Annotated in this window: 18 protein-coding genes; 6 read left to right on the top strand and 12 right to left on the bottom strand. The window is 63.1% G+C overall.

The features are described from left to right. The first annotated feature begins 4 nt into the window (after window positions 1-4). Window positions 5-361, top strand: a complete 357-nt coding sequence (gene folB / locus QME24_RS15175; protein ID WP_280091568.1) for a dihydroneopterin aldolase — start codon at window positions 5-7, stop codon at window positions 359-361. Next, window positions 352-861, top strand: a complete 510-nt coding sequence (gene folK, locus QME24_RS15170) for a 2-amino-4-hydroxy-6-hydroxymethyldihydropteridine diphosphokinase (RefSeq protein WP_054904250.1) — start codon at window positions 352-354, stop codon at window positions 859-861. Before folB ends, folK begins: the two co-directional genes overlap by 10 nt. A gap of 277 nt (window positions 862-1,138) precedes the next feature. Here the strand turns inward: folK and QME24_RS15165 are convergent, their stop codons facing one another. The 11 genes from QME24_RS15165 to QME24_RS15115 all read right to left on the bottom strand — a co-directional run bounded on the left by QME24_RS15165 (window position 1,139) and on the right by QME24_RS15115 (window position 15,214). Then, window positions 1,139-2,245: a hypothetical protein gene (locus QME24_RS15165; protein ID WP_009685230.1), complete on the bottom strand. Its 1,107-nt coding sequence runs from the start codon at window positions 2,243-2,245 to the stop codon at window positions 1,139-1,141. Between the two features lie 55 nt (window positions 2,246-2,300). Continuing rightward, window positions 2,301-3,869, bottom strand: a complete 1,569-nt coding sequence (locus QME24_RS15160) for a SpoVR family protein (protein ID WP_009685231.1) — start codon at window positions 3,867-3,869, stop codon at window positions 2,301-2,303. After that, window positions 3,866-5,140, bottom strand: a complete 1,275-nt coding sequence (locus tag QME24_RS15155; RefSeq protein ID WP_009685232.1) for a YeaH/YhbH family protein — start codon at window positions 5,138-5,140, stop codon at window positions 3,866-3,868. The genes QME24_RS15160 and QME24_RS15155 overlap by 4 nt, the downstream gene beginning before the upstream one ends. 175 nt (window positions 5,141-5,315) lie before the next feature. Beyond that, window positions 5,316-7,238 carry a PrkA family serine protein kinase gene (locus tag QME24_RS15150; protein ID WP_009685233.1) on the bottom strand — a complete coding sequence of 641 codons (1,923 nt, stop codon included), beginning with the start codon at window positions 7,236-7,238 and terminating at the stop codon, window positions 5,316-5,318. A 284-nt stretch (window positions 7,239-7,522) separates the two neighbouring features. Continuing rightward, window positions 7,523-7,855: a thiosulfate sulfurtransferase GlpE gene (gene glpE / locus QME24_RS15145; protein WP_009685234.1), complete on the bottom strand. Its 333-nt coding sequence runs from the start codon at window positions 7,853-7,855 to the stop codon at window positions 7,523-7,525. 14 nt (window positions 7,856-7,869) lie between these two features. Then, on the bottom strand, window positions 7,870-8,736 hold the full coding sequence (locus tag QME24_RS15140) for a symmetrical bis(5'-nucleosyl)-tetraphosphatase (protein ID WP_009685235.1): 867 nt from the start codon (window positions 8,734-8,736) through the stop codon (window positions 7,870-7,872). Then, window positions 8,736-9,116: a Co2+/Mg2+ efflux protein ApaG gene (gene apaG, locus QME24_RS15135; RefSeq protein WP_029885942.1), complete on the bottom strand. Its 381-nt coding sequence runs from the start codon at window positions 9,114-9,116 to the stop codon at window positions 8,736-8,738. The genes QME24_RS15140 and apaG overlap by 1 nt, the downstream gene beginning before the upstream one ends. Before the next feature lie 204 nt (window positions 9,117-9,320). Continuing rightward, window positions 9,321-10,124: a 16S rRNA (adenine(1518)-N(6)/adenine(1519)-N(6))-dimethyltransferase RsmA gene (gene rsmA / locus QME24_RS15130; RefSeq protein ID WP_054906107.1), complete on the bottom strand. Its 804-nt coding sequence runs from the start codon at window positions 10,122-10,124 to the stop codon at window positions 9,321-9,323. After that, window positions 10,121-11,110: a 4-hydroxythreonine-4-phosphate dehydrogenase PdxA gene (gene pdxA / locus QME24_RS15125; protein ID WP_232892623.1), complete on the bottom strand. Its 990-nt coding sequence runs from the start codon at window positions 11,108-11,110 to the stop codon at window positions 10,121-10,123. The genes rsmA and pdxA overlap by 4 nt, the downstream gene beginning before the upstream one ends. Beyond that, on the bottom strand, window positions 11,107-12,432 hold the full coding sequence (gene surA, locus QME24_RS15120; protein ID WP_029885945.1) for a peptidylprolyl isomerase SurA: 1,326 nt from the start codon (window positions 12,430-12,432) through the stop codon (window positions 11,107-11,109). Before surA ends, pdxA begins: the two co-directional genes overlap by 4 nt. Continuing rightward, window positions 12,407-15,214: an LPS-assembly protein LptD gene (locus QME24_RS15115; RefSeq protein WP_047150036.1), complete on the bottom strand. Its 2,808-nt coding sequence runs from the start codon at window positions 15,212-15,214 to the stop codon at window positions 12,407-12,409. Before QME24_RS15115 ends, surA begins: the two co-directional genes overlap by 26 nt. 130 nt (window positions 15,215-15,344) lie before the next feature. Between QME24_RS15115 and QME24_RS15110 the strand changes: the two genes are divergently transcribed. The 3 genes from QME24_RS15110 to QME24_RS15100 are packed head-to-tail and all read left to right on the top strand — an operon-like array spanning window position 15,345 to window position 17,801. Next, window positions 15,345-16,364: a phosphotransferase gene (locus QME24_RS15110; RefSeq protein WP_054906106.1), complete on the top strand. Its 1,020-nt coding sequence runs from the start codon at window positions 15,345-15,347 to the stop codon at window positions 16,362-16,364. Then, window positions 16,361-17,032: an N-acetylmuramate alpha-1-phosphate uridylyltransferase MurU gene (murU, locus tag QME24_RS15105; RefSeq protein WP_054906105.1), complete on the top strand. Its 672-nt coding sequence runs from the start codon at window positions 16,361-16,363 to the stop codon at window positions 17,030-17,032. Before QME24_RS15110 ends, murU begins: the two co-directional genes overlap by 4 nt. A gap of 1 nt (window position 17,033) precedes the next feature. After that, the gene (locus tag QME24_RS15100; protein ID WP_192441531.1) at window positions 17,034-17,801 is read left to right on the top strand and encodes a TerB family tellurite resistance protein; all 768 of its coding nucleotides are present in this window, start codon (window positions 17,034-17,036) and stop codon (window positions 17,799-17,801) included. A gap of 427 nt (window positions 17,802-18,228) precedes the next feature. Here QME24_RS15100 and QME24_RS15095 read toward each other — a convergent pair whose 3' ends face one another. Then, on the bottom strand, window positions 18,229-19,227 hold the full coding sequence (locus QME24_RS15095) for an alpha/beta hydrolase family protein (RefSeq protein ID WP_280091895.1): 999 nt from the start codon (window positions 19,225-19,227) through the stop codon (window positions 18,229-18,231). 93 nt (window positions 19,228-19,320) lie between these two features. Between QME24_RS15095 and QME24_RS15090 the strand changes: the two genes are divergently transcribed. Further along, entirely contained in the window at window positions 19,321-21,708 is a 2,388-nt protein-coding gene (locus QME24_RS15090) for a sensor histidine kinase (protein WP_009685246.1), read from the top strand.

Raw genomic sequence — 21,708 nt, 5'->3', positions numbered from 1 at the left:
GTGCTTGGACAGAGTGTTCATCGAAGGCCTGGAAGTCGATACCGTTATCGGTGCCTATGACTGGGAGCGGGATATTCGCCAGTGCTTGCGCCTGGACTTGAGCTTTGCCTGGGACAACCGCCCCGCGGCGGCCGGCGACGACCTGAACCTGGCCCTGGATTACGCCAGCGTTTCGGCGCGTATCCGGGCATTCGCCGAGCAGGCCCGTTTCGAGCTGGTGGAAACTTTTGCCGAGCGCCTGGTGGCTGCCTTGATGGAAGAGTTCCACATCCCGTGGGTGCGGTTGAAGCTGACCAAGCCTGGCGCGGTGCCGGCGGCCCGTGGCGGTGTTGGCGTGGAGATCGAGCGCGGATGTCTCTGAGCACGGTTTACCTGGGCCTTGGCAGCAATGTCGACCGTGAGGCGCATTTGTGTGCCGGGCTTGATGCGTTGGCCGCGATTCTCACCGACATGCGCTGCTCTCCGGCTTTCGAAAGCCAGGCGGTGGGGATCAAGAGCGGGCCATTCATCAATTTCGTGGTCAGCGGGCAAACCGCGCTGCCGTTGATCGAACTGGACCGCCGGCTGAAGTTCATCGAGGCCGACAATGGCCGTTATGCGCCTGACCGCAAAGGGTTGCCGCTGGATATCGACGTGCTGATGTATGACGACCTGCATGGCAACTTCGATGGGCTGGTACTGCCCCGGGCAGAGATCTTGAAGAACGCCTTCGTGTTATGGCCGCTGTCGCTGCTGGCGCCGGAACTGGTGCATCCGGGGGCGGGCAAGACCATGGCGCAGTTGTGGCAGGACGCGCAGATCGACCAGGTGCTGGCCCCGGTGGCCTTTGAGTGGCGTGGGTTGCAGTTGACGCCGGCGTAAGCCTGTTCCGGCCTTTTCGCGGGCTTGCCCGCTCCCACAGGTGAATCGCGCAGGCTTCAAATTTTGAGAAAGACAGTTGCTCCTGCAAGTCCGGCGGCAACTCCAAGCCAGCGCAGGCCCCCTGTGGGAGCGGGCATGCCCGCGAACACCGGCGAAGCCGGTGCCAGGCACCGCGTCGCCTGCTTCGCGGGCTTGCCCGCTCCCACAGGGGCTGTGTTGCCTTCATGTTGGCGCGCTACCTATGGGAGCGGCTTTGGTCGCGAAAGGGCCGGTAGCACTAGCAGTGCCGGTAAGCCTCAAGCGCTTTCAGCCGCTGCGCTTTGAGCGCTTCGCCCAGTGCCTGGCCAGTCAGCCCAGCCTGCACAAGCGGCTTCACATCCACCGCCCGCGCCGCTGCCGCAGCGCCACGTAGGTACTCGCCCTGTGGATAACCCGCTTTGCAATTCCCCAGTGCCACCATCTCGCAGGCAGCCAGGAAATCCTCAAACCGCTGCGGGCGCCGGTACACATCGAACTTCTGCAACAGCGCCAGCAGTGACATGGCAGGCAGCTGCAGCGCCTGATCAGCCTGCACCAGGCACTCCCCCGTCAGCAGGGCCAGCTCCTGGCATTCCCGCGGCGCCTTGAGGCGTTGGTTGACGGTCTTGATCGAGGCGGGGGGCAACTGGTGCAACAGGCAGGCCCAGCGCACGTGCAGGGGCTGGTGATGCGCAGCTGCTTGTTCCAGCGCAGCCAGGGCTTGGGGGGCGCTATCAAGCTCAGGCAACAGTTCCCGGAGGGCGGCGCACGCATGCAGGACCTGGAAGAACACCTGCGGCTGCGCCTCCATCAGCGCGCGCTCGATCTCCTTCCAGCTGCGCTCTGCAGTCAATGCCTGCAATTCACCCGAGGCACTGATCTGGCGCATCAGCTCCAAGGTTTCATCGGCCACCCGAAAGCCCAAGGGTGCATAGCGCGCAGCAAAGCGCGCCACCCGCAGCACACGCAGGGGGTCTTCAGCGAACGCTGGGGAAACGTGGCGTAACAGGCGTTGGTCCAGATCCCGCGCGCCCTGGTAAGGGTCATGAACCTGCCCGGCCTCATCCTCGGCCATGGCATTGATGGTCAGGTCGCGGCGGATCAGGTCTTCTTCCAGGGTTACGTCGGGGCTGGCATGGAAGGTGAAGCCACCGTAGCCGCGCCCGCTTTTGCGTTCGGTACGGGCCAGGGCGTATTCCTCGCCGGTTTTCGGGTGCAGGAATACCGGGAAGTCGGCGCCGACCGGGCGGTAACCCTTGGCCAGCATTTCCTCGACGCTGGCACCGACCACCAGCCAGTCGATATCGCTGACCGGTCGGCCGAGCAGGCGGTCACGTACGGCACCGCCAACCTTGTAAATGTGCATGAGCAACTCTCCATAACTGCCGACAGCATAACCCGCCGGCAGTCATGGCGTGGCTTCAGAGATGGTGAATCACCGCCAGGTCCATGCGGCCGTATTCGCCACCGTCGCCGTGCTCGCCGCGTGGCGGCATGTGGTGGGTCTTGACCACCTGCTCGCCTTGCACGGTCTCCAGGTGGATATCGAAGCCCCACAGCCGATGCAGGTGCTTGAGGACTTCGTCGGTCGAGTCGCCGAGCGGTTTGCGGTTGTGCTGCTGGTGACGCAGGGTGAGGGAGCGGTCCCCACGGCGGTCGACACTCCAGATCTGCACGTTCGGCTCACGGTTGCCCAGGTTGTACTGGGCTGCCAGCTGCTCGCGGATGAGCCGGTAACCCGACTCGTCGTGAATGGCCGGCACCAGCAGATCGTCCCGTTGGTCATCATCGAGAATGCTGAACAGCTTCAGGTCGCGCATGACCTTGGGCGACAGGTATTGCAGTATGAAACTCTCGTCCTTGAAGCTGCTCATGGCGAACTTGATGGTAGAAAGCCAATCACTGCCGGCAATGTCGGGGAACCAGTGGCGATCCTCTTCGGTTGGGTTCTCGCACATGCGGCGGATGTCGGTGTACATCGCAAAGCCCAGCGCGTAAGGGTTGATGCCGCTGTAGTACGGGCTGTCGAAACCAGGCTGGAACACCACACTGGTATGCGACTGCAGAAACTCCATCATGAAGCCTTCGGTTATCAGCCCCTCGTCGTACAAGTCGTTCATCAGGGTGTAGTGCCAGAAGGTTGCCCAGCCTTCGTTCATCACCTGGGTCTGGCGCTGCGGGTAGAAATACTGGGCTATCTTGCGCACGATGCGCACCACTTCCCGTTGCCAGGGTTCCAGCAGCGGGGCGTTCTTTTCGATGAAGTACAGGATGTTTTCCTGCGGCTCGGCGGGGAAGCGCCCTTCATCGCGGTCATTGCCCTTGTCGGCGCTTTTCGGGATGGTCCGCCACAGGTCGTTGATCTGCCGCTGCAAGTGTTCCTCGCGCTCCTGTTGCCGGCGCCGCTCCTCTTCGGCAGAAATAGGGTAGGGCCGCTTGTAGCGGTCTACGCCGTAGTTCATCAGGGCATGGCAGGAGTCGATCAGGTCTTCCACGGCGTCAATGCCGTGGCGTTCCTCGCACTGCGCGATGTACTGCTTGGCGAACACCAGGTAGTCGATGATCGAGCTGGCATCCGTCCAGGTGCGGAACAGGTAGTTGCCTTTAAAGAAGCTGTTATGCCCATAGCAGGCATGGGCGATCACCAGTGCCTGCATGCACATGGTGTTCTCTTCCATCAGGTAAGCGATGCAGGGGTCGGAGTTGATCACGATCTCGTAGGCCAGGCCCATCTGGCCACGGCTATAGGACTTTTCCGTGCTGAGGAACTGCTTGCCGTAAGACCAGTGGTGATAGCCCAGCGGCATGCCGACGGAAGCGTAGGCGTCCATCATCTGCTCGGCCGTGATCACCTCGATCTGGTTGGGGTAGGTGTCCAGGGCGTAGCGCTCGGCCAGGCGGCTGATTTCCCGGTCGTAGGTCTGGATCAGTTCGAACGTCCATTCGGACCCGGTGGAAATGGGTTGGCGTCTCTGTGCTCTGGCGGTCATGTGGCTAACCTGCGCTGGAAGAGTTCACGGAAGACCGGGTAGATGTCGCCGGCCGATACCAGCTGCTGTTGGGCAAACGTGTCGGGGAAGGCCTCGCCGATGCGTTCGTATTCGTACCACAGCGCCTGGTGCTCACGGGGGGTGATTTCGACGTAAGTGTAGTACTGCACGTGCGGCATGATCTGCTTGGCCAGGATATCGCGGCAGATTGGCGAGTCGTCGTTCCAGTTGTCGCCGTCGGACGCCTGGGCAGCATAGATGTTCCAGTCACTGGCCGGGTAGCGTTCAGCCATGATCTCCTGCATTAGCTTGAGTGCGCTGGAAACGATGGTGCCCCCGGTTTCCCGCGAGTAGAAAAATTCTTCCTCGTCCACTTCGCGGGCACTGGTGTGGTGGCGAATGAACACGACTTCGATGCGGTCGTAATTACGCTTGAGGAACAGATACAGCAGGATGAAGAAGCGCTTGGCGATGTCTTTGGTCGCCTGGGTCATCGAACCGGACACGTCCATCAGGCAGAACATCACCGCCTTTGAACTGGGGTTGGGTTGCTTGACCAGCAGGTTGTACTTGAGGTCGAAGGTGTCGAGAAACGGCAGGCGGTTGATGCGTGCCTTGAGGCGCTCGATTTCCTGTTCGATTTCCTGGATATCGGTGAAATTGTCCGGTTCCTCTGCGCGCAGGCGCGCCAGCTCTTTCTGTGCTTCGCGCAGCAGGGCACGGCTGCTGCCGGTCAGGGCGATACGTCGGGCGTGGGCCGAGCGCAGGGTGCGCACGATGTTGATGCGCGACGGGTTGCCTTCGTTGGCGATACCGGCGCGCACAGTTTTGAAGGTGTCGGCACCGGTCAGGTGGCGTTTGACCAGGTTGGGCAATTCGAGGTCTTCGAACATGAATTCGAGGAACTCTTCCTGGGTGATCTGGAAGACGAATTCGTCCATGCCTTCGCCGGAGTTGCCGGCCTTGCCACGGCCGCCGCCACCCCCGCCGCCGCCTTGCGGCCTGGGTATGTGTTCACCGGCAGTGAACTCCTTGTTGCCGGGGTGCACGATGGTCTGTTTGCCCCCGCGGCCATGGTGCAGCACCGGTTCGTCGATATCACGCCCGGGAATGCTGATCTGCTCGCCGTGTTCCATGTCCATGATGGAGCGGCGGCTCACCGCCTCTTCGACGGCCTTCTTGATGTGTTCGCGGTACCGCCGCAGGAAGCGCTGGCGGTTGACCGTGCTCTTGTTCTTGCCGTTCAGGCGGCGGTCTATAACGTAGCTCATGGTCCCTCCGGTAGCTGGAGCAGCTGCAAGCCACAAGCCCTGGACGCCAAGCGGTAAGCTTCAAGCTGCAAGTAAAAGCAGCCATCGCTGCCGCAGATGCTGGCGCCTGGCATGCGCCGGCGCCAGCCAGCTTGTGGCTTGCAGCTTGTAGCTTGGCACTAGGCGGCTTGCCGCTTTATTGCGATTTCCTGACCCGCAGGTACCACTCCGACAGCAGGCGCACCTGCTTGTCGGTATAACCACGCTCCACCATTCGGGTGACGAAGTCGTTGTGTTTCTTCTGGTCCTCTTTGCTGGCTTTGGCATTGAAGCTGATGACCGGCAGCAGGTCTTCGGTGTTGGAGAACATTTTCTTCTCGATCACCACCCGCAGTTTTTCGTAGCTCAGCCAGCTTGGGTTCTTGCCGTTGTTGTTGGCGCGTGCGCGCAGTACGAAGTTGACGATCTCGTTGCGGAAGTCTTTCGGGTTGCTGATGCCGGCCGGCTTCTCGATTTTCTCCAGCTCTTCGTTGAGCGCGATGCGGTTGAGGATCTCGCCGGTTTCCGGGTCGCGGTATTCCTGGTCCTGGATCCAGAAGTCGGCGTACAGCACATAGCGGTCGAAGATGTTCTGGCCGTATTCGCTGTAGGACTCCAGGTACGCTGTCTGGATTTCCTTGCCGATGAACTCGATGTAGCGCGGTGCCAGGTACTCCTTCAGGTAGCGCAGGTAGCGTTCGCGCACTTCTGCAGGGAACTGTTCCTGTTCGATCTGCTGCTCCAGCACATACAACAGGTGCACGGGGTTGGCGGCAATTTCGTGTGGGTCGAAGTTGAACACTTTGGACAGGATCTTGAAGGCGAAGCGGGTCGACAGGCCATTCATGCCCTCGTCGACGCCGGCCGAGTCGCGGTATTCCTGGATCGACTTGGCCTTCGGATCGGTGTCCTTGAGGTTTTCACCGTCGTACACGCGCATTTTCGAATAGATATTGGAGTTTTCAGGCTCTTTGAGCCGCGACAGCACCGTGAATTGCGCCAGCATTTTCAGCGTGTCCGGAGCGCAATGGGCCTTGGACAGCGAACTGTTGACCAGCAATTTGTCGTAGATCCTGATTTCGTCGCTGACGCGCAGGCAGTACGGCACTTTGACGATGTAGATCCGGTCGATGAACGCTTCGTTGTTCTTGTTGTTACGGAAGGTGTGCCACTCCGATTCGTTGGAGTGGGCCAGCAGGATGCCGGTGTACGGGATGGCCCCGAGGCCTTCGGTACTGTTGTAGTTACCTTCCTGGGTGGCGGTGAGCAAGGGGTGCAGGACCTTGATCGGCGCCTTGAACATTTCCACGAATTCCATCAGGCCCTGGTTGGCCCGGCACAGTGCCCCCGAGTAGCTGTAGGCGTCGGCGTCGTTCTGTGGGTATTCCTCGAGCTTGCGAATGTCGACCTTGCCGACCAGGGCAGAGATGTCCTGGTTGTTTTCATCGCCCGGTTCGGTCTTGGCGATGGCGATCTGGTTGAGGATGGAAGGGTAGAGCTTGACCACTTTGAATTTGGAAATATCGCCGCCGAACTCCTGCAGCCGCTTGGTTGCCCAGGGCGACATGATGGTGTTGAGGTAGCGCCGCGGGATGCCGAACTCTTCCTCGAGAATGGCCCCGTCTTCGGTGGCGTTGAACAGGCCCAATGGCGATTCGAACACCGGTGAGCCCTTGATGGCGTAGAACGGTACCCGCTCCATCAGCTGCTTGAGTTTTTCCGCCAGCGACGATTTGCCGCCACCTACCGGGCCCAGCAGGTAGAGGATCTGTTTCTTCTCTTCCAGGCCCTGTGCGGCGTGGCGGAAGTACGACACGATCTGGTCGATGCACTCTTCCATGCCATGGAAGTCGGCAAAGGCTGGATAGCGGCGGATCACCTTGTTGGAAAAAATGCGCGACAGCCTGGAGTTGGTAGAGGTGTCGATCAGCTCTGGCTCACCGATGGCCAGCAACAGCCGTTCGGCCGCCGATGCGTAGGCACTGCGATCCTCTTTGCACAGCTCGAGGTACTCCTGCAGCGAGAGTTCTTCCTGGCGCGTTGACTCGAAACGTTGTTGGAAGTGGCTAAAAATACTCATGACGTCACCTCGCTCGATACGTGGAGACGACGCCGGATCAGTCAGCTGATGCTGGCAAGCAACCGGGTTCGCCAGTTGCTGTATACCCCCCAGAACACCCTGTTACGCTACCGATGACCCGCACGCCGGTGTACCGGCTCTCCCCTTTTTTGGATGGCCTGAGCTTAAGCGTAGTTGGTTATCTGCAAGGTCAAGGGGCGAGGAGTGCAGAAGTTACGAACGACCGTTCGTCAGGTAAGCCGCAAGCCCGCGCAGGGCGCGGGCTGCAGTAAAAATGAAAATATTTATTCGGCAGCGCCTTGGGCTGTCTCGGCCGGGTAGGTGGTGCGCCACAGTTCAAACCCACCGTCGACGCTGTACACGTCCGAGAAGCCCTGGCCTACCAGGTAGGCGGCAGCGCTCTGGCTGGAGTTGCCGTGGTAGCAGACCACCAGGGTGGGGGCGTCGAGGTCGGCATTGCGGATGAACTCGGCAACCGAATGGTTATCCAGATGCCGGGCGCCGGTAATGTGGCCGGCAGCAAAGGCTTGCGAGTCACGGATATCGACCACGACCGCACCTTCTTGCTTGCGAAGCTCCAAGGCCTGCTCGGGAGGGATGCGCTTGAATTCGCTCATGGGTACTACTTCCTTCAGGTGTGGTCATTGAGTGTAGTGGGTTGTGCCGGCTGGCGCAGGGTGCCGTCGGCGGCGCAGTCGCAGCGGTGGTATTGGCCGCTGTCGAGGTTGTACAGGGTCATGGCGCCGCCCCACACGCAGCCGGTGTCCAGGGCGATGACGTCAGGCTGGTCGACGCGCCCTTCAAGGGCGGCCCAGTGGCCGAAGATGATCTTCACGTGCCGCGAGCGGCGGTCCTTGTGGGCAAACCAGGGTTTGTAGCCTTTGGGCGCGGTGCCCAGGCCTTCCTTGCTTTTGAGGTCGAGTTTGCCTTCTGCGGTGCAGAAGCGCATGCGCGTGAAGTAGTTGGTGATGACCCGCAGGCGCTCGATACCGGTGAGGTTCTTGCTCCACTTGTTCGGCTCGTTGCCGTACATGCCATCCAAGTACAACTTCAGGCGAGTGTCATCGCGCAGCACCTGTTCCACCTCGTCAGCCAGCTTCAGGGCTTGCCCGAGCGTCCACTGCGGCGGGATGCCGGCATGAACCATGGCAACGCCCCGCGCCTCATCGTAGTGCAGCAGCTTTTGCTGGCGCAGCCAGTCGAACAACTGATCCGCATCTGGCGCTTCGATGATCTCGCGCAAGGTGTCGCTTTTCTTCAGGCGCTCGACGTTGTGCCAGGCGGCCAGCAGGTGCAGGTCGTGGTTGCCCAGCACGCAGACCAGGGACTGGCGCATGGAGTACAGAAAGCGCAGCGTTTGCAGTGACTCGGGGCCGCGGTTGACCAGGTCGCCCACCAGCCACAGGCGGTCCACGGCGGGATCGAAGCGTACGCGTTCGAGCAGGCATTTGAGTGGCTGCAGGCAGCCCTGCAGGTCGCCGACGGCGTAAGTGGCCATCAGTGCAGGGCCCCGGGCACCGCCAGGCGAAACGGGGCGATCTCGGCATCGAAACGTTTACCGTCTTCGGCAAACATCTGGTAGCTGCCCTGCATGGTGCCTACGCGGGTGCTGATGACAGCCCCACTGCTGTAGGTGTGGCTCTGGCCCGGCTCGATATTGGGCTGCTGGCCGACCACCCCGGCGCCGCGCACTTCTTCGACCTTGCCGTCACCGTTGGTGATCAGCCAGTGGCGCGACAGCAGTTTGGCTTTCAGCGAGCCGTTGTTCTGCACAGTGATGGTGTAGGCGAAAGCGAAACGACTGTTTTCCGGGTCGGATTGCTCTTTGAGGTAGCGGGTCACGACGCTGACGTCGATTTGATAGCGGGGGTCGGACATGCAAGGGCCTTGGGCGAACTGACGCAATAATGCAGTCTAGGCCATTGGCGGGGGGGAGGGCCAGCGGTGGAAGGGCTGGGGGTTTTGTGTTGCCTGGGCTGGCCTCTTCGCGGGCACGCCCGCTCCCACAGGATTCCACCGCATTTGAGGGGTGATTTACCTGTGGGAGCGGGCATGCCCGCGAAGAGGCCGGATCAGGTTGAATCAGGCTTTGGGCTGATCGGCCAACTGATCGGCCAGGCGCACGAAGGCGGCCAGGTCCAGCTGCTCCGGGCGCAGGCTGCCATCCACGCCGGCAGCTTCGATGGCCGCGCTGTCGAGCAGGCCCTTCATGGTGTTGCGCAGTGTTTTGCGGCGCTGGTTGAACGCGTCACGCACCACCCGCTCCAGCAGTTGTGCATCTTTGGCCGGGTGAGGCAGCACTTCGTGCGGCACCAGCCGCACGATGGCCGAATCCACTTTCGGTGGCGGGTTGAACGCCCCAGGGCCAACGTTGAACAGGTGTTCCACGCGGCAGTGGTACTGCACCATGATCGACAACCGCCCCCAATCACCACCGCCAGGGCCGGCGGCCATGCGCTCGACCACTTCCTTCTGCAGCATGAAGTGCATGTCGCGGATCAGCCCGGCATGGCTGAGCAGGTGGAAGATCAGCGGCGTGGAGATGTTATAGGGCAGGTTACCCACCACCTTGAGGCTGCGCGGCGGGACGCCCAGCTGGTTGAAGTCGAACTTCAGGGCGTCGCCCTGGTGCAGGCGGAAATTGCTGCGGTCGGCGAACTTGTGCTGCAGGATCGGCACCAGGTCCTTGTCCAGCTCGACCACGTCCAGTTGCGCGCCGCTGCCCAGCAGGCCCTCGGTCAGGGCGCCCTGGCCCGGGCCGATTTCCAGCAGGTGTTCGCCAGGCTTGGCGTGGATAGCGCGCAGGATACGGTCGATGATGCCGGCGTCGTGCAGGAAGTTCTGGCCGAAGCGCTTGCGCGCCCGGTGTTGGTATTGCTCGTTCATGGTCGGTTCTCGGCCATCTGGTAGGCGGTTTCCAGCGCGACGCGCAGGCTGCCGGTGTCGACCTTGCCGCTGCCGGCCAGGTCCAGGGCGGTGCCGTGGTCAACCGAGGTACGGATGATCGGCAGGCCCAAGGTCACGTTCACGGCCGCACCAAAACCCTTGTACTTGAGTACGGGCAGGCCTTGGTCGTGGTACATCGCCAGCACCGCGTCGCAGTGCTCCAGATATTTGGGGGTAAACAGGGTATCGGCCGGCAGCGGCCCGCGCAGGTCCATGCCTTCGGCGCGCAGGCGGGCCAGGGTCGGCTCGATGATGTCGATTTCTTCGCGGCCCAAGTGGCCGCCTTCACCGGCATGCGGGTTGAGGCCGCACACCAGGATGCGTGGGGCGGTGATGCCGAACTTGTCGCGCATGTCTGCATGCAGAATGCGGGTAACCCGCTCGACGCGCTCGGCAGTGATGGCGTCGGCGATGTCCCGCAGCGGCAGGTGGGTGGTAACCAGGGCCACGCGCAGGCCGCGGGTCGCCAGCATCATCACCACTTGTGCGGTTTGGGTCAGTTCGGCGAGGAATTCGGTGTGCCCGGAAAAGGCGATGCCGCTCTCGTTGATCACACCCTTGTGCACGGGGGCGGTGATCATCCCGGCGAATTGCCCGTCCAGGCAGCCCTGGCCAGCACGGGTCAGGGTTTGCAGCACGAACGCGGCGTTGGCCGTGTCGAGCTGGCCCGGTGTTACCGGGGCCGCCAGCGGGGTATCCCAAACATACAGGCTGCCCGCTGGGGCTGGCTGCTCGGGCCATTGGCCCGGGGCAACCGGCAACAGGTCGACAGCCAGCCCCAGCTGGGTGGCCCGCTCGGCGAGCAGGTCACGGCTGGTGATGGCAATCAGGGGGTGGGGCTGGGCGTCTGCGGCGAGCAGCAGGCACAGGTCAGGACCTATGCCGGCCGGCTCGCCGGGGGTGACGGCGAAGCGCAGGGGCTTCACTGGGCGGCCTGGTCGGCGCCAGGCAGCTTGATTTCAACGTAGGCTTCGTCGCGGATCTGGCGCAGCCAGGTTTGCAGCTCTTCGTCGTATTTGCGATTACGCAGCACGTTCAGGGCCTGTTGCTCACGCGCCTGCTCGGTGCTGTCGGTGGCCCGACGGCCCAGTACTTCCAGCACGTGCCAGCCATACTGGGTTTTGAACGGCTTGGTCACGACGCCTTGCTGGGCGTTGGCCATCTGCTCGCGGAACTCCGGCACCAGGCTGTTCGGGTCGACCCAGTTGAGGTCACCGCCGTTGAGCGCTGAGCCTGGGTCTTCCGAGTAGCTTTTCGCCAGTTCGGCGAAGTCTTCGCCGTTCTTGATGCGTTCGTACAGGCGCTCGGCCAGTTGCTCGGTGGCCGCATCGCTGCGGATCTCGCTTGGCTTGATCAGGATGTGGCGCACGTGCACTTCGTCGCGCAGCACGTTCTCGCTGCCACCACGCTTCTCTTCCAGCTTGAGGATGATGAAGCCGTTGGGGATGCGGATCGGCTGGGTGATTTCACCCACGGGCATGCTGCTGAGCATCTTGGCGAAGTCTGGTGGCAGCTGGGCCGCTTTACGCCAACCCATCTCGCCGCCTTCCAGGGCGTTTTCGCTGGCGGAGCGGGCGATGGCCAGTTGGCCGAAGTCCGCGCCTTGCTTGAGCTGCTGGTACACCTCGCCCACCTGGCGTGCAGCCTTCTGGATGTCTGCCGAGTTGGCCGCCTCCGGGGTGGGGATCAGGATGTTGGCCAGGCGGTACTCTTCCGACATCTGCATTTTGCCCATGTCGGAGTTGAGGAAGTTCTTCACTTCCTGCTCCGACACCTGGATGCGCTCGGCCACGCGGCGTTGGCGCACGCGGCTGATGATCATCTCGCGCTTGACCTGGTCGCGGGCGTCGTCGAACGACAGGCCGTCATGGGCCAACGCTGCGCGGAACTGGTCCAGCGACATGCCGTTGCGCTGGGCAATGGTGCCGATAGCCTGGTTCAGTTCTTCGTCGGTGATGCGAATGCCGGAGCGTTCGCCAATCTGCAGTTGCAGGTTTTCGACGATCAGGCGTTCCAGTACCTGCTGTTCCAGGGCGCCGGCGGGCGGCACGCTGCCGCCGCGCTTGGCGATGGTTTGCTGAACCTCATGCACGCGCTGGTCCAGCTGGCTTTGCATGACCACGTCGTTGTCGACGATGGCCACCACGCGATCAAGCGGCTGTACCGCGGCATGCACCGCGCCACTCAGCAAAGCAACGCCCAGCAGCACTGGGCGCAGTCGATCAATAAGCTTGGTCTTCACGTTCACGGTAACCTTGAATGCCTTGGTCGAGGAAAGATTCGACCTTGTTGCCAACTACACCACCGAGGCCTTTCAGGACGATCTGAAGGAAGACACCGTGGTCGCCTTTTTCGTTCTGCGGAAGGGCCTGGCTGAAATCGTCGTAGTCGATCCAGTACCGGTTGACCAGACGCAGCTTCCAGCAGCAGTTGTCGTATTCGAAACCACCCATGGCTTCCAGGGTGCGGTTGCGGTTGTAGTCATGCTGCCAGCGGGCAATCACGCTCCACTGTGGCACGATCGGCCAGATGACCGAGAAATCGTGCTGCTGGATCTTGTAGTAATCCTTGATGTAGTTCGGATCGCCTGGGGTGCCATAGTCACCGCCGCCCACCTTCCAGGTACCCGTTGTCGAGTCGTAGGCGATGGTGTCGTTACGGTAGCGGTAGCCGAGGTTGACGATCTTGTTCGGGTTGTCTTCAGGCTGGTAGTGGAACATCGCGCTGCCCGAGCGGGTGCTGTGGCTGTCCGGGTCCCAGTTGAAGTCCGAATTGAAGCGCCAGTCGCGGTTGAAGTAGTAGTTGTACACCAGGGCGTATGGCGACACGTCGGACTGCGAGTCTTTGCGGGTGCGGTAGTCGATACCCGGCAACTGTACCTTGCGGTCTTTGAAGTAGTAGGCCTGGCCGATGCTGAAGTTCTGGCGCTCGAAGCCGTTGTCTTCGATCCAGCGGGTGGTGACACCCAGCGACAGCTTGTTCTCGTCGCCGATGCGGTCGGTGCCGCTGAAGCGGTTGTCGCGGAACAGCGAATCGTAGCTGAACAGGGTTTCGCCAGTATCGAACAGCGGGATGTCCTTCTGGTCCTTGTACGGGACGTACAGGTAGAACATGCGCGGTTCGAGGGTTTGACGGTAGTTGTTGCCAAACAGCGAGGTATTGCGGTCAAAGTACAGGCCGCTGTCGACGCTGAAGATCGGTACATCGCGGCTTACGGAGCTGTCGTAGCTGCCGTAGGCGGTTGGATTTCGAGCTTCCAGGGCGATTGCATCGGCCTTGCCTTTGCTGTCGAGGTCCAGGTCGTACTGGGTGTAGGCATATTTCAGCTTGGGCGTCAGGAACCCGTAGCTGGCCGTCATCGGGTAGCTGATGGACGGCGCCACATTCAGGCGCGTGCCGTTGGCTCGCTCGATGCCTTGAATGTTCTGATCCAGGCGACGACCGTCTGGCCCGGCTGTGAGGTCGAGGTTGCCATCCTTGTCGAACACGGTGTCGTTCTTCAAGTCACGCTCGAAGCGTACCGCTTCGGTCTCGTAACCCAGGTTCAGGCCGCCTGGCTGGAATGGCAGGGTACCGTTGAGGGTCAGCTGCGGCAGGCGGTCATAAGGCGTGATCTGCGAAATGGTCGCCATTTCGTAGGCATGCACGTTCAGGCGCGCGGTGTAGCTGTCGCCACGGTAGGTCAGCGCGCCCTGCTGGTTCAGCACGTCGCGGCTTTCCACGCCGATCTGGTCGGACTCCAGGTCCTGGAAGTAGAACGGGTCGCTGATGTCGGTGTAGTCCACCTCGGTCATCAGGCGTTCGTCCAGGCCACCCTTGTGCTGCCAGTTGACCATCCAGCGCTGGTCTTTGTAGTCCGTCTGGTCTTTGCGGTCGTCGTTCTTGTCGTTCAGGTACGCGCCGCCGAACTGGCCTTCGCTGGACTTGGTCAGGTAGCGGAATTCGCCTTCCATCAGCAAGCCGCGCTTGGTCATGTAGCGCGGGTACAACGTGGCGTCGTAGTTCGGCGCCAGGTTGAAGTAGTACGGCGTGACCAGCATGAAGCCGGTGTCGCTGCTGCTGCTGAACGAAGGTGGCAGGAAGCCGGACTGGCGACGATCGTCGATCGGGAAGTAGATGTACGGTGTGTAGAACACCGGGAAATCCTTGACCCGCAGGGTGACGTTGGTCGCGGTGCCGAAGCCGGTGGCCGGGTTCAGGGTGATGTTGTTGCCCTTCAGCTGCCAGGCGTTGCTGCCCGGTTCGCAGGTGGTGTACGTACCGTCCTTGAGGCGGATGATGGCGTTTTCGCCACGCTTGGCGTACAGGGCGCTGCCGCGGATATGCGACTTGTGCATCACGTATTCGGCGTTGTCGACCTGGGCTTCGCCCGTGTCGAGCTGAATCTGTGCCTGGTCACCGACTACCAGCGAGCCGTTGTCACGGATCTTGACGTTGCCTTTGAGCTCGCCACGGTTTTCGGCCTGGTACAGGTTGGCCTCGTCCGCTTCGGCCTGCATGCTGCCCTGGCGCATGACCACGTCACCGGCGAGGGTAGCGATCTGCTGCTCCTGCTGGTACTTGGACACCTTGGCATTGATGTAGGTCGGCGACTCGTCCTTGGGCGTGGTGTCGGCCATGCCTGGGCGAGTCGGCTCGATGTAGGCGCCACCGCAGTACGGGCCGGTTTCGGCCAGCTGTGCTGCAGTGAGCTTTTCACGCGGCACCCAGTCGAGGTGGCTGTAGTCTTCGCTGCGCGACTTCAGGCCGCGGCCTTTGGCCTCGGTGACCAGCATCGGCCGGTCCGCGGTTTCGCCTTCGCTCGCGGCTTCGGTGCCGCCGCTGACGGCGGCACCTTCGTGCACTGGGCGTGGCGGCAGGTTGCTGGCTGGGGTCTTGGGCTTGCAGTCCCAGCCGCCGGCGGCGGACACTTGGCAGTCAAACTGCTCGGCTGCCACCACGTACGATGTGGCCAGAGGTTGCAGGGCCAGCAGACCGCCGGTGACCAGCAACGGAAACTTTCTACGAAACGCGGGGGATTTCAATGCCATCTTATTAGTCCGGGCTTCCTGCGTGCCATCTGCCCGCGTGTGGGGCCGCACGCCTCTCGATGGTCTGAAAAAGATGCTGGATAATAAAGCATGACCCGCTTGACGGCTAGGGCCGTCGGAGACCCTTGTAATGCCTGAACACGATGTACGCCTGCAACAGCTGACGGTCTGGCTCGCCGAGCAGCTCGATGAACTTTTCCGCAGCAAGGCTTGGGGCGAGGTGCCCGAAGGCCGCCTGACCGCGGCCAGCAGCGATGCCAGCTTCCGCCGCTACTTCCGCTGGCAGGGGGCTGGGCACAGCTTCGTGGTCATGGACGCGCCCCCGCCGCAGGAGAACTGCCGACCGTTCGTCGCCATCGACCACCTGCTGGCCAGCGCCGGTGTGAATGTGCCGCAGATCCACGCCCAGGACCTGGAGCGCGGGTTCCTGCTGCTGGGTGACCTGGGTCACCAGACATACCTGGATATCATTGCTGCCGACAATGCCGACAGCCTGTTCGCCGACGCCATCGAGGCGTTGCTGAAGTTCCAGCGCCTGCCAATGGACGCCCAGTTGCCCAGCTACGACGACGCCCTGCTGCGCCGCGAGGTTGAACTGTTCCCCGAATGGTACGTAGGGCGCGAGCTTGGCCTGGCCCTCAACGATAGCCAGAAAGCTGCCTGGCAGCGCGTCAGCCAACTGTTGATCGACAGCGCCCTGGCCCAGCCGAAAGTGCTGGTGCACCGCGACTACATGCCGCGCAACCTGATGCAGAGCACCCCGAACCCTGGCGTGCTGGACTTCCAGGATGCGGTGTACGGCCCGGTCACCTACGACATTACCTGCCTGTTCAAGGATGCCTTCCTCAGCTGGCCACAGGCGCGCGTCGAAGGCTGGTTGCGTGCCTATTGGGAGCGGGCAGTGGCGGCCGGAATCCCGGTTCATGCTGAGTTCGAGGCGTTCCAGCGTGCCAGCGACCTGATGGGCGTGCAGCGCCATTTGAAGGTGATCGGCATTTTTGCCCGTATCTGCCACCGCGACGGCAAGCCGCGCTACCTAGGGGACGTGCCGCGTTTCTTCGCCTATATAGAAGAAGTGATCGGTCGCCGGCCCGAATTGGCGGAGCTGGGTGAGCTGATTGCCGAGCTGCAAGCCGGAGCGCGTGCATGAAGGCAATGATCCTGGCGGCGGGGAAGGGTGAACGCATGCGCCCGCTGACGCTGCATACCCCCAAACCGTTGGTTCCGGTCGCCGGCCAGCCGCTGATCGAGTACCACCTGCGTGCGCTGGCGGCTGCGGGTGTCCGCGAAGTGGTGATCAACCATGCCTGGCTCGGCCAGCAGATCGAAGAGCACCTGGGCGATGGCGGCCGCTTCGGCCTGCGCATTTGCTACTCGCCGGAGGGTGAGCCGCTGGAAACTGGCGGCGGCATCTTCAAGGCGCTGCCTTTGCTGGGCGACGATCCGTTCCTGCTGGTGAACGGCGATGTCTGGACCGACTACGACTTCACCCGCCTGCAGGCCCCCCTGCAAGGCCTGGCGCACCTGGTGCTGGTCGATAACCCTGGCCACCATGGCCGTGGCGACTTCCGCCTGGCGGACGGGCAGGTGGTCGATGGCGACGACGCGCCGGGTACGCTGACGTTCAGTGGTATCTCGGTCCTGCACCCGGCGCTGTTCGCGGGTTGCCAGGCTGGTGCCTTCAAACTGGCGCCGTTGTTGCGCCAGGCCATGGCGGCTGGCCGGGTCACGGGCGAGCACTACCGCGGGCACTGGGTGGACGTCGGCACGCTCGAGCGCCTGGCCGAGGCCGAGCGGCTGATCGGCGAGCGCGCCTGACATGTGGTGGCCAGGCACACTGATTGGCGCTGGCGCGGGCTTTGCCGTGGCCAATATCCCCGGGGCGCTGTTGGGGCTGCTGCTCGGCCAGGCCCTCGACCGCCGCTTGCGCCTGCAGGGCTGGGATGACATGCGCGACCGCCTCAGCGGGCGCCCGGCGCTGGCTGACGATGAGTTGCTGTTCGTGATGCTGGGGCGCCTGGCCAAGAGCGATGGCCGGGTGGCCGAGCAGCATATCCAGCAGGCGCGTCAGGAAATGTCGCGGCTGGACCTGGCGGAGCCGGCCCGCTTGCGCGCCATCAAGGCGTTCAACCGTGGCAAGGCCGGCAAGGACCGGCTAGGCGGCCACTTGCGGCGGATTCGCGAACAGCCGCATGCGGCCGAAGGCACCTTGCGCGCCTGTTGGCGCATGGTCTGGGCCGACGGCAAGATGGGCAACAAGGAGCGTGAGCTGCTGCTGGACTGGGGGCTGAAGCTGGGCCTGAGCCGGCGCCAGGTACAGGCCATGTCGGTGGAATACGAGCCGCGCAGGGCTGCCCGGCCGGAAGGGCTGGCCATGACCTATGCGGCGGCGTTGCGCTTGCTGGCGGTAGAGGCGGACACCGAAGCTGACAAGGTCAAGCAGGCGTATCGCCGGCTGGTCAGCCGGCACCACCCGGACAAGCTGGCAGGCACCGGCGCCAGCGAGGCACAGGTGCGTGAAGCGACCGAGCGCACGCGGGAGTTGCACCAGGCCTATGCCATGATCCGCAAGCGGCGGGGCCTTTGAGGGGCTCATCGCCGGCAAGCCAGCCCCAGGGATCGCAGCAGGGCTGGCAGGTGTTTGTCAGAAGAGATGCAGCGCCTGAGACATCGAGCGCCGCCCGCGCGGCGCATCGCGAGCTGCGCTCGCTCCTACGTTTGTTTCGGGCCAGTGAGGCCTGTGAGGGGCGCGCGCGACCGCCTGATTCATACGACGCGATATTGAGGCATGCGCCAAGGCGTTCGCGCGCAAATCCCCCAGGCATAATTGGCCCGAAACAAACGTAGGAGCGAGCGCAGCTCGCGATGCGCCGCGCGGGCGGCGCTCAATCTGACAGGCGCTGAAGATGCTGCGGCAAGCACCCGGCAACCCTGATGCCATTGCCAGAAACCATAGAGTCTCCCACAGGTAATACACAACGCCTGAATATTGTGGCCTACCTGTGGGGGCAATCTTACCCTTGCGGGTTCATCCAGCCTCGCACGCGGCGGAACAACTGCTCTTGCTCGGCGGCCTGGTTGCCTGGCATGGCGATCAGCGACAACTGCCGGTACTGGCTGTCTTTCTGCCGCTTGCTGGCCTGCAAGCGCAGCGCGGCGGCGCTGCGGTCAGCACTGCGGGTGGCGTAGTAGATGTCGGCGGTGGGCACCTTCAACGTCGGCGCCAGGCTTTCCAGGTCATGCTCCACGCGCGCCGGCGTCTGCGCCGCCACCATGACCAGCTTGTGCACCTGCGGTGGCTGTTTTTCGCTCAGGTAGCGGGCTGCCCAGTACGCACCACTGCCATGGCCGATCAGCACGATGCTGCGGGCATTGCGCTGCTGGGCAAACGCCACGGCAGCGTCCAGGCGGGCGAAAATCCGCTCGGCATCGGCCGGGTCGCTCTGTTCGCTGGCCAGTTCGGCATCGGTGCTTTCTGCGGTGTCGGCATCGGCGGCGGTGGCCTGGGCGACATTGGCATTGGCGTCGGCTGGCACATCCTTGACCGGTGCACGCTCACCCTGGGCTTGGTCCATTGCGGCCTTGGGCTTGGCTTCTACCCGGGCTTGCGGGCTGTCGGCGAGCAGGTCAGGCAGGCTGATGCTCAGGCTGTGCCAGCCGACATCAGGGAATTTTTGCCGCAGCGGGCCAACGGCATTTGGCCAGTCGGCGTTTTCGCCGGCACCCGGCACGATGATCACGGCACCTTGCGGATCACTGTCGTTGGCCGGCTTCCACAACGCCAGGAAACTGTCGGCACCTGCCTGTAGCCTCTGTTGCTCGGCCTTGGGTACCAGCCGCTCGAGTGCCAGGGCATCCTCTTGGCTGCGCTCGAGCAGCGGCGGGCGTGGTGTTTCGGCTGCCGGTGCCGCATTGGCCGCCGGCGGTGTTTCGGCATCGGCGGCCAAGGCGCCGAGTGGCAGGAGCGAAGCTAGGCAGCACATTGCCAGCGTCGTGCGATAAAGTGTGGACATGCGTCACCCAAGGCCAGAATGATACCGGCAGCCTAATAGTATTTGCCCGTGACGGCCATGCTGCATGGCCGCCTTGCCAAGACGAGCGTATAGATGAAGCGAGTGCGTCGCCTGTTGGTTATCGGCTGCTTGTGGCTGCCCTTGATTGCCTTTGCCCGGCCCGAGGCGCCGGCCACTGTTGCGCTCGAGCCGGCCCAGCAGCAGTGGTTGGACGCGCACCGCAGCCTGCGTGTGGGCCTGGTGCTGCAAGCACCCTATGCTCAGTTCGACCGGCGCCTGCAGCAGTTGTACGGTGCCAACGTCGAATTGGTCAGCAACCTGGCACACGTGCTGCGCCTGGACCTGACCTGGCGCCATTTCAGTGACCAGGCCAGCCTGGAGCATGCCCTGCAGAACGGCGAAATCGACTTCGCCCCCGGCCTTACCCAAACCCCGGCCAGCCTGCGCCTGTGGTTGTTCAGCGACCCGTACATGCGCGTGCCGCAATTGGTGGTAGGGCCACGCACCGGGGCCATGGCGGTGGAGCTGGAAAAGCTCGACCGCGAGCAGCGCGTGGCCGTGCGCATGCCCAGCCAACTGGCAGAGTACTTGCGCGGTAACTACAGCAACCTGAACCTGCAGGGGGTGCCCAGCGAGCGCGAGGCCTTGCAGCTGGTGGTGGGCGGCCAGGCCAGCTTCGCCGTGCTGGACGAGGCGCAACTCAGCCGCCTGTCACGCGAGAGCGAGTTCGGTGAGCTGGCCGTGGTGGGCGATATTGGCCTGCCGCAGTTGCTGCGGCTTGGCTCGCGGCGTGACTGGCCGGTGTTGGCCGATGTGCTCGAACAAGGCTTGCAGGCCCTGCCTGCCAAGGAGCTGGAGCAACTGCACCAGCGCTGGTTGCAGCCCAAGTACCCGCGCCTGAGCGAGTCGCCCGGTTTCTGGCAGAACCTGGCGTTGCTGTTCGGCCTGCTGCTGCTGTGCGCCCTGGCTACACTGGTGTGGCAACGCCGGCAACAGCGCCAGCTGGAGCGCAGCCTGCTGGCTGCGCGGGAAAGCCTGGTGGAGCGCCAGGTGCGTGAAGAGGCCCTGCGCCTGAGCCAGTTCGCGATTGACCAGAGTACGGTGGGTATTCTGTGGGTCAACTGGGACAGCCATGTCCGGTACGCCAACCACGCCGCTGAACGCATGCTCGGTTATGCCGAAGGCGAGCTTCTGGAGCGGCCGCTGAGCGACTTCGAGCCGAGCCTGAGCATGGACCGCTGGCTGGAGCTGTGGAAAGGCGCCCGCGCCGGGGCTGGCGGTGTAGGCCAGTTCGAGGCGCAGTGCAAGCGCGCGGACCACAGCTTGCTGCCGGTCGAGCTGTCGTTGAGCTTCTTGCGCTTTCGCGACTCGGAGTACCTGGTGGTGTACCTGGCCGACGTTACCGAACGGCACCGGGCCTTGGCGGCTTTACGCGAAAGCGAGGCGCGGCTGAAGGGCATTGCCGGCAACGTGCCAGGGCTGGTGTTCCGCCTGGAGCGGGACCCGGCCGAGGGCGAGCTGGAGTTCCCCTATATCAGTGAAGGCAGCGAGGCCCTGGTCGGTTATGCGCCCAGCGAGATCCAGCACCCGCAAATGGGCCTGCGCAACCTGGTACACCCCGATGACCGCGCCGATTACCACCGGGTCCAGGACCTGGCCCTGGCCAGCGACCAGGACTGGTCCTGGCAGGGGCGTATTCTCACCCGCCAGGGTGAACAGCGCTGGGCCGACATCAAGGCCAGTACCCGACACCTGGGCAACGGTCAGGTGGTATGGGACGGCGTGGTGTGGGATATCACCCAGGGCAAGCGCGCCGAACTGGCGCTGGCCAAGTCACAGGAGCAGCTGCGCGAGCTGTCGGCCCACCTGGAAAGCGTGCGCGAGGAAGAGAAGGCCCGCATCGCCCGCGAAGTGCATGATGAGCTGGGGCAGATGCTGACCGTGCTCAAGCTGGAAGTGTCGATGTGCGAGCTGGCGTTTGCCGAGCTCGACCCGGGGCTCAACGAGCGCCTGGCCAGCATGAAGCGCTTGATCGCCCAGTTGTTCCAGTTGGTGCGTGATGTGGCCACTGCCCTGCGCCCGCCGATCCTCGACGCGGGCATCGCCTCGGCCATCGAGTGGCAGGCCAGGCGCTTCGAAGCCCGTACGCAAATCCCCTGCCTGGTGCAGGTACCGGATAATCTGCCAGCATTGAGTGACGCCAAGGCCACCGGGCTGTTCCGCATTCTGCAGGAGGCGTTGACCAATGTGATGCGCCATGCCCAGGCGCACAGCGTGGAAATCGAGCTGGTTCATCAGGGCGGGCAGTTACGCCTGACAGTCAGTGATGATGGCCAGGGCTTTTGCCGTGAGCAGCCCCGGCCCACCTCGTTTGGCCTGGTCGGCGTACGCGAGCGGGTACTGATGTTGGGCGGCAGCATGGTGCTGGACAGTCAGCCGGGCGAGGGCACCAGCCTGAGCGTGGCCATACCGTTGGAGTAG

The sequence above is a fragment of the Pseudomonas sp. PARCl1 genome (genome assembly GCF_947311875.1).
In the GTDB taxonomy this organism is placed as follows: Bacteria; Pseudomonadota; Gammaproteobacteria; order Pseudomonadales; family Pseudomonadaceae; genus Aquipseudomonas; species Aquipseudomonas juntendi.
The sequence above is the reverse complement of the archived record's forward strand: the minus strand, read 5'-3'. Positions and strand labels throughout refer to the sequence as shown.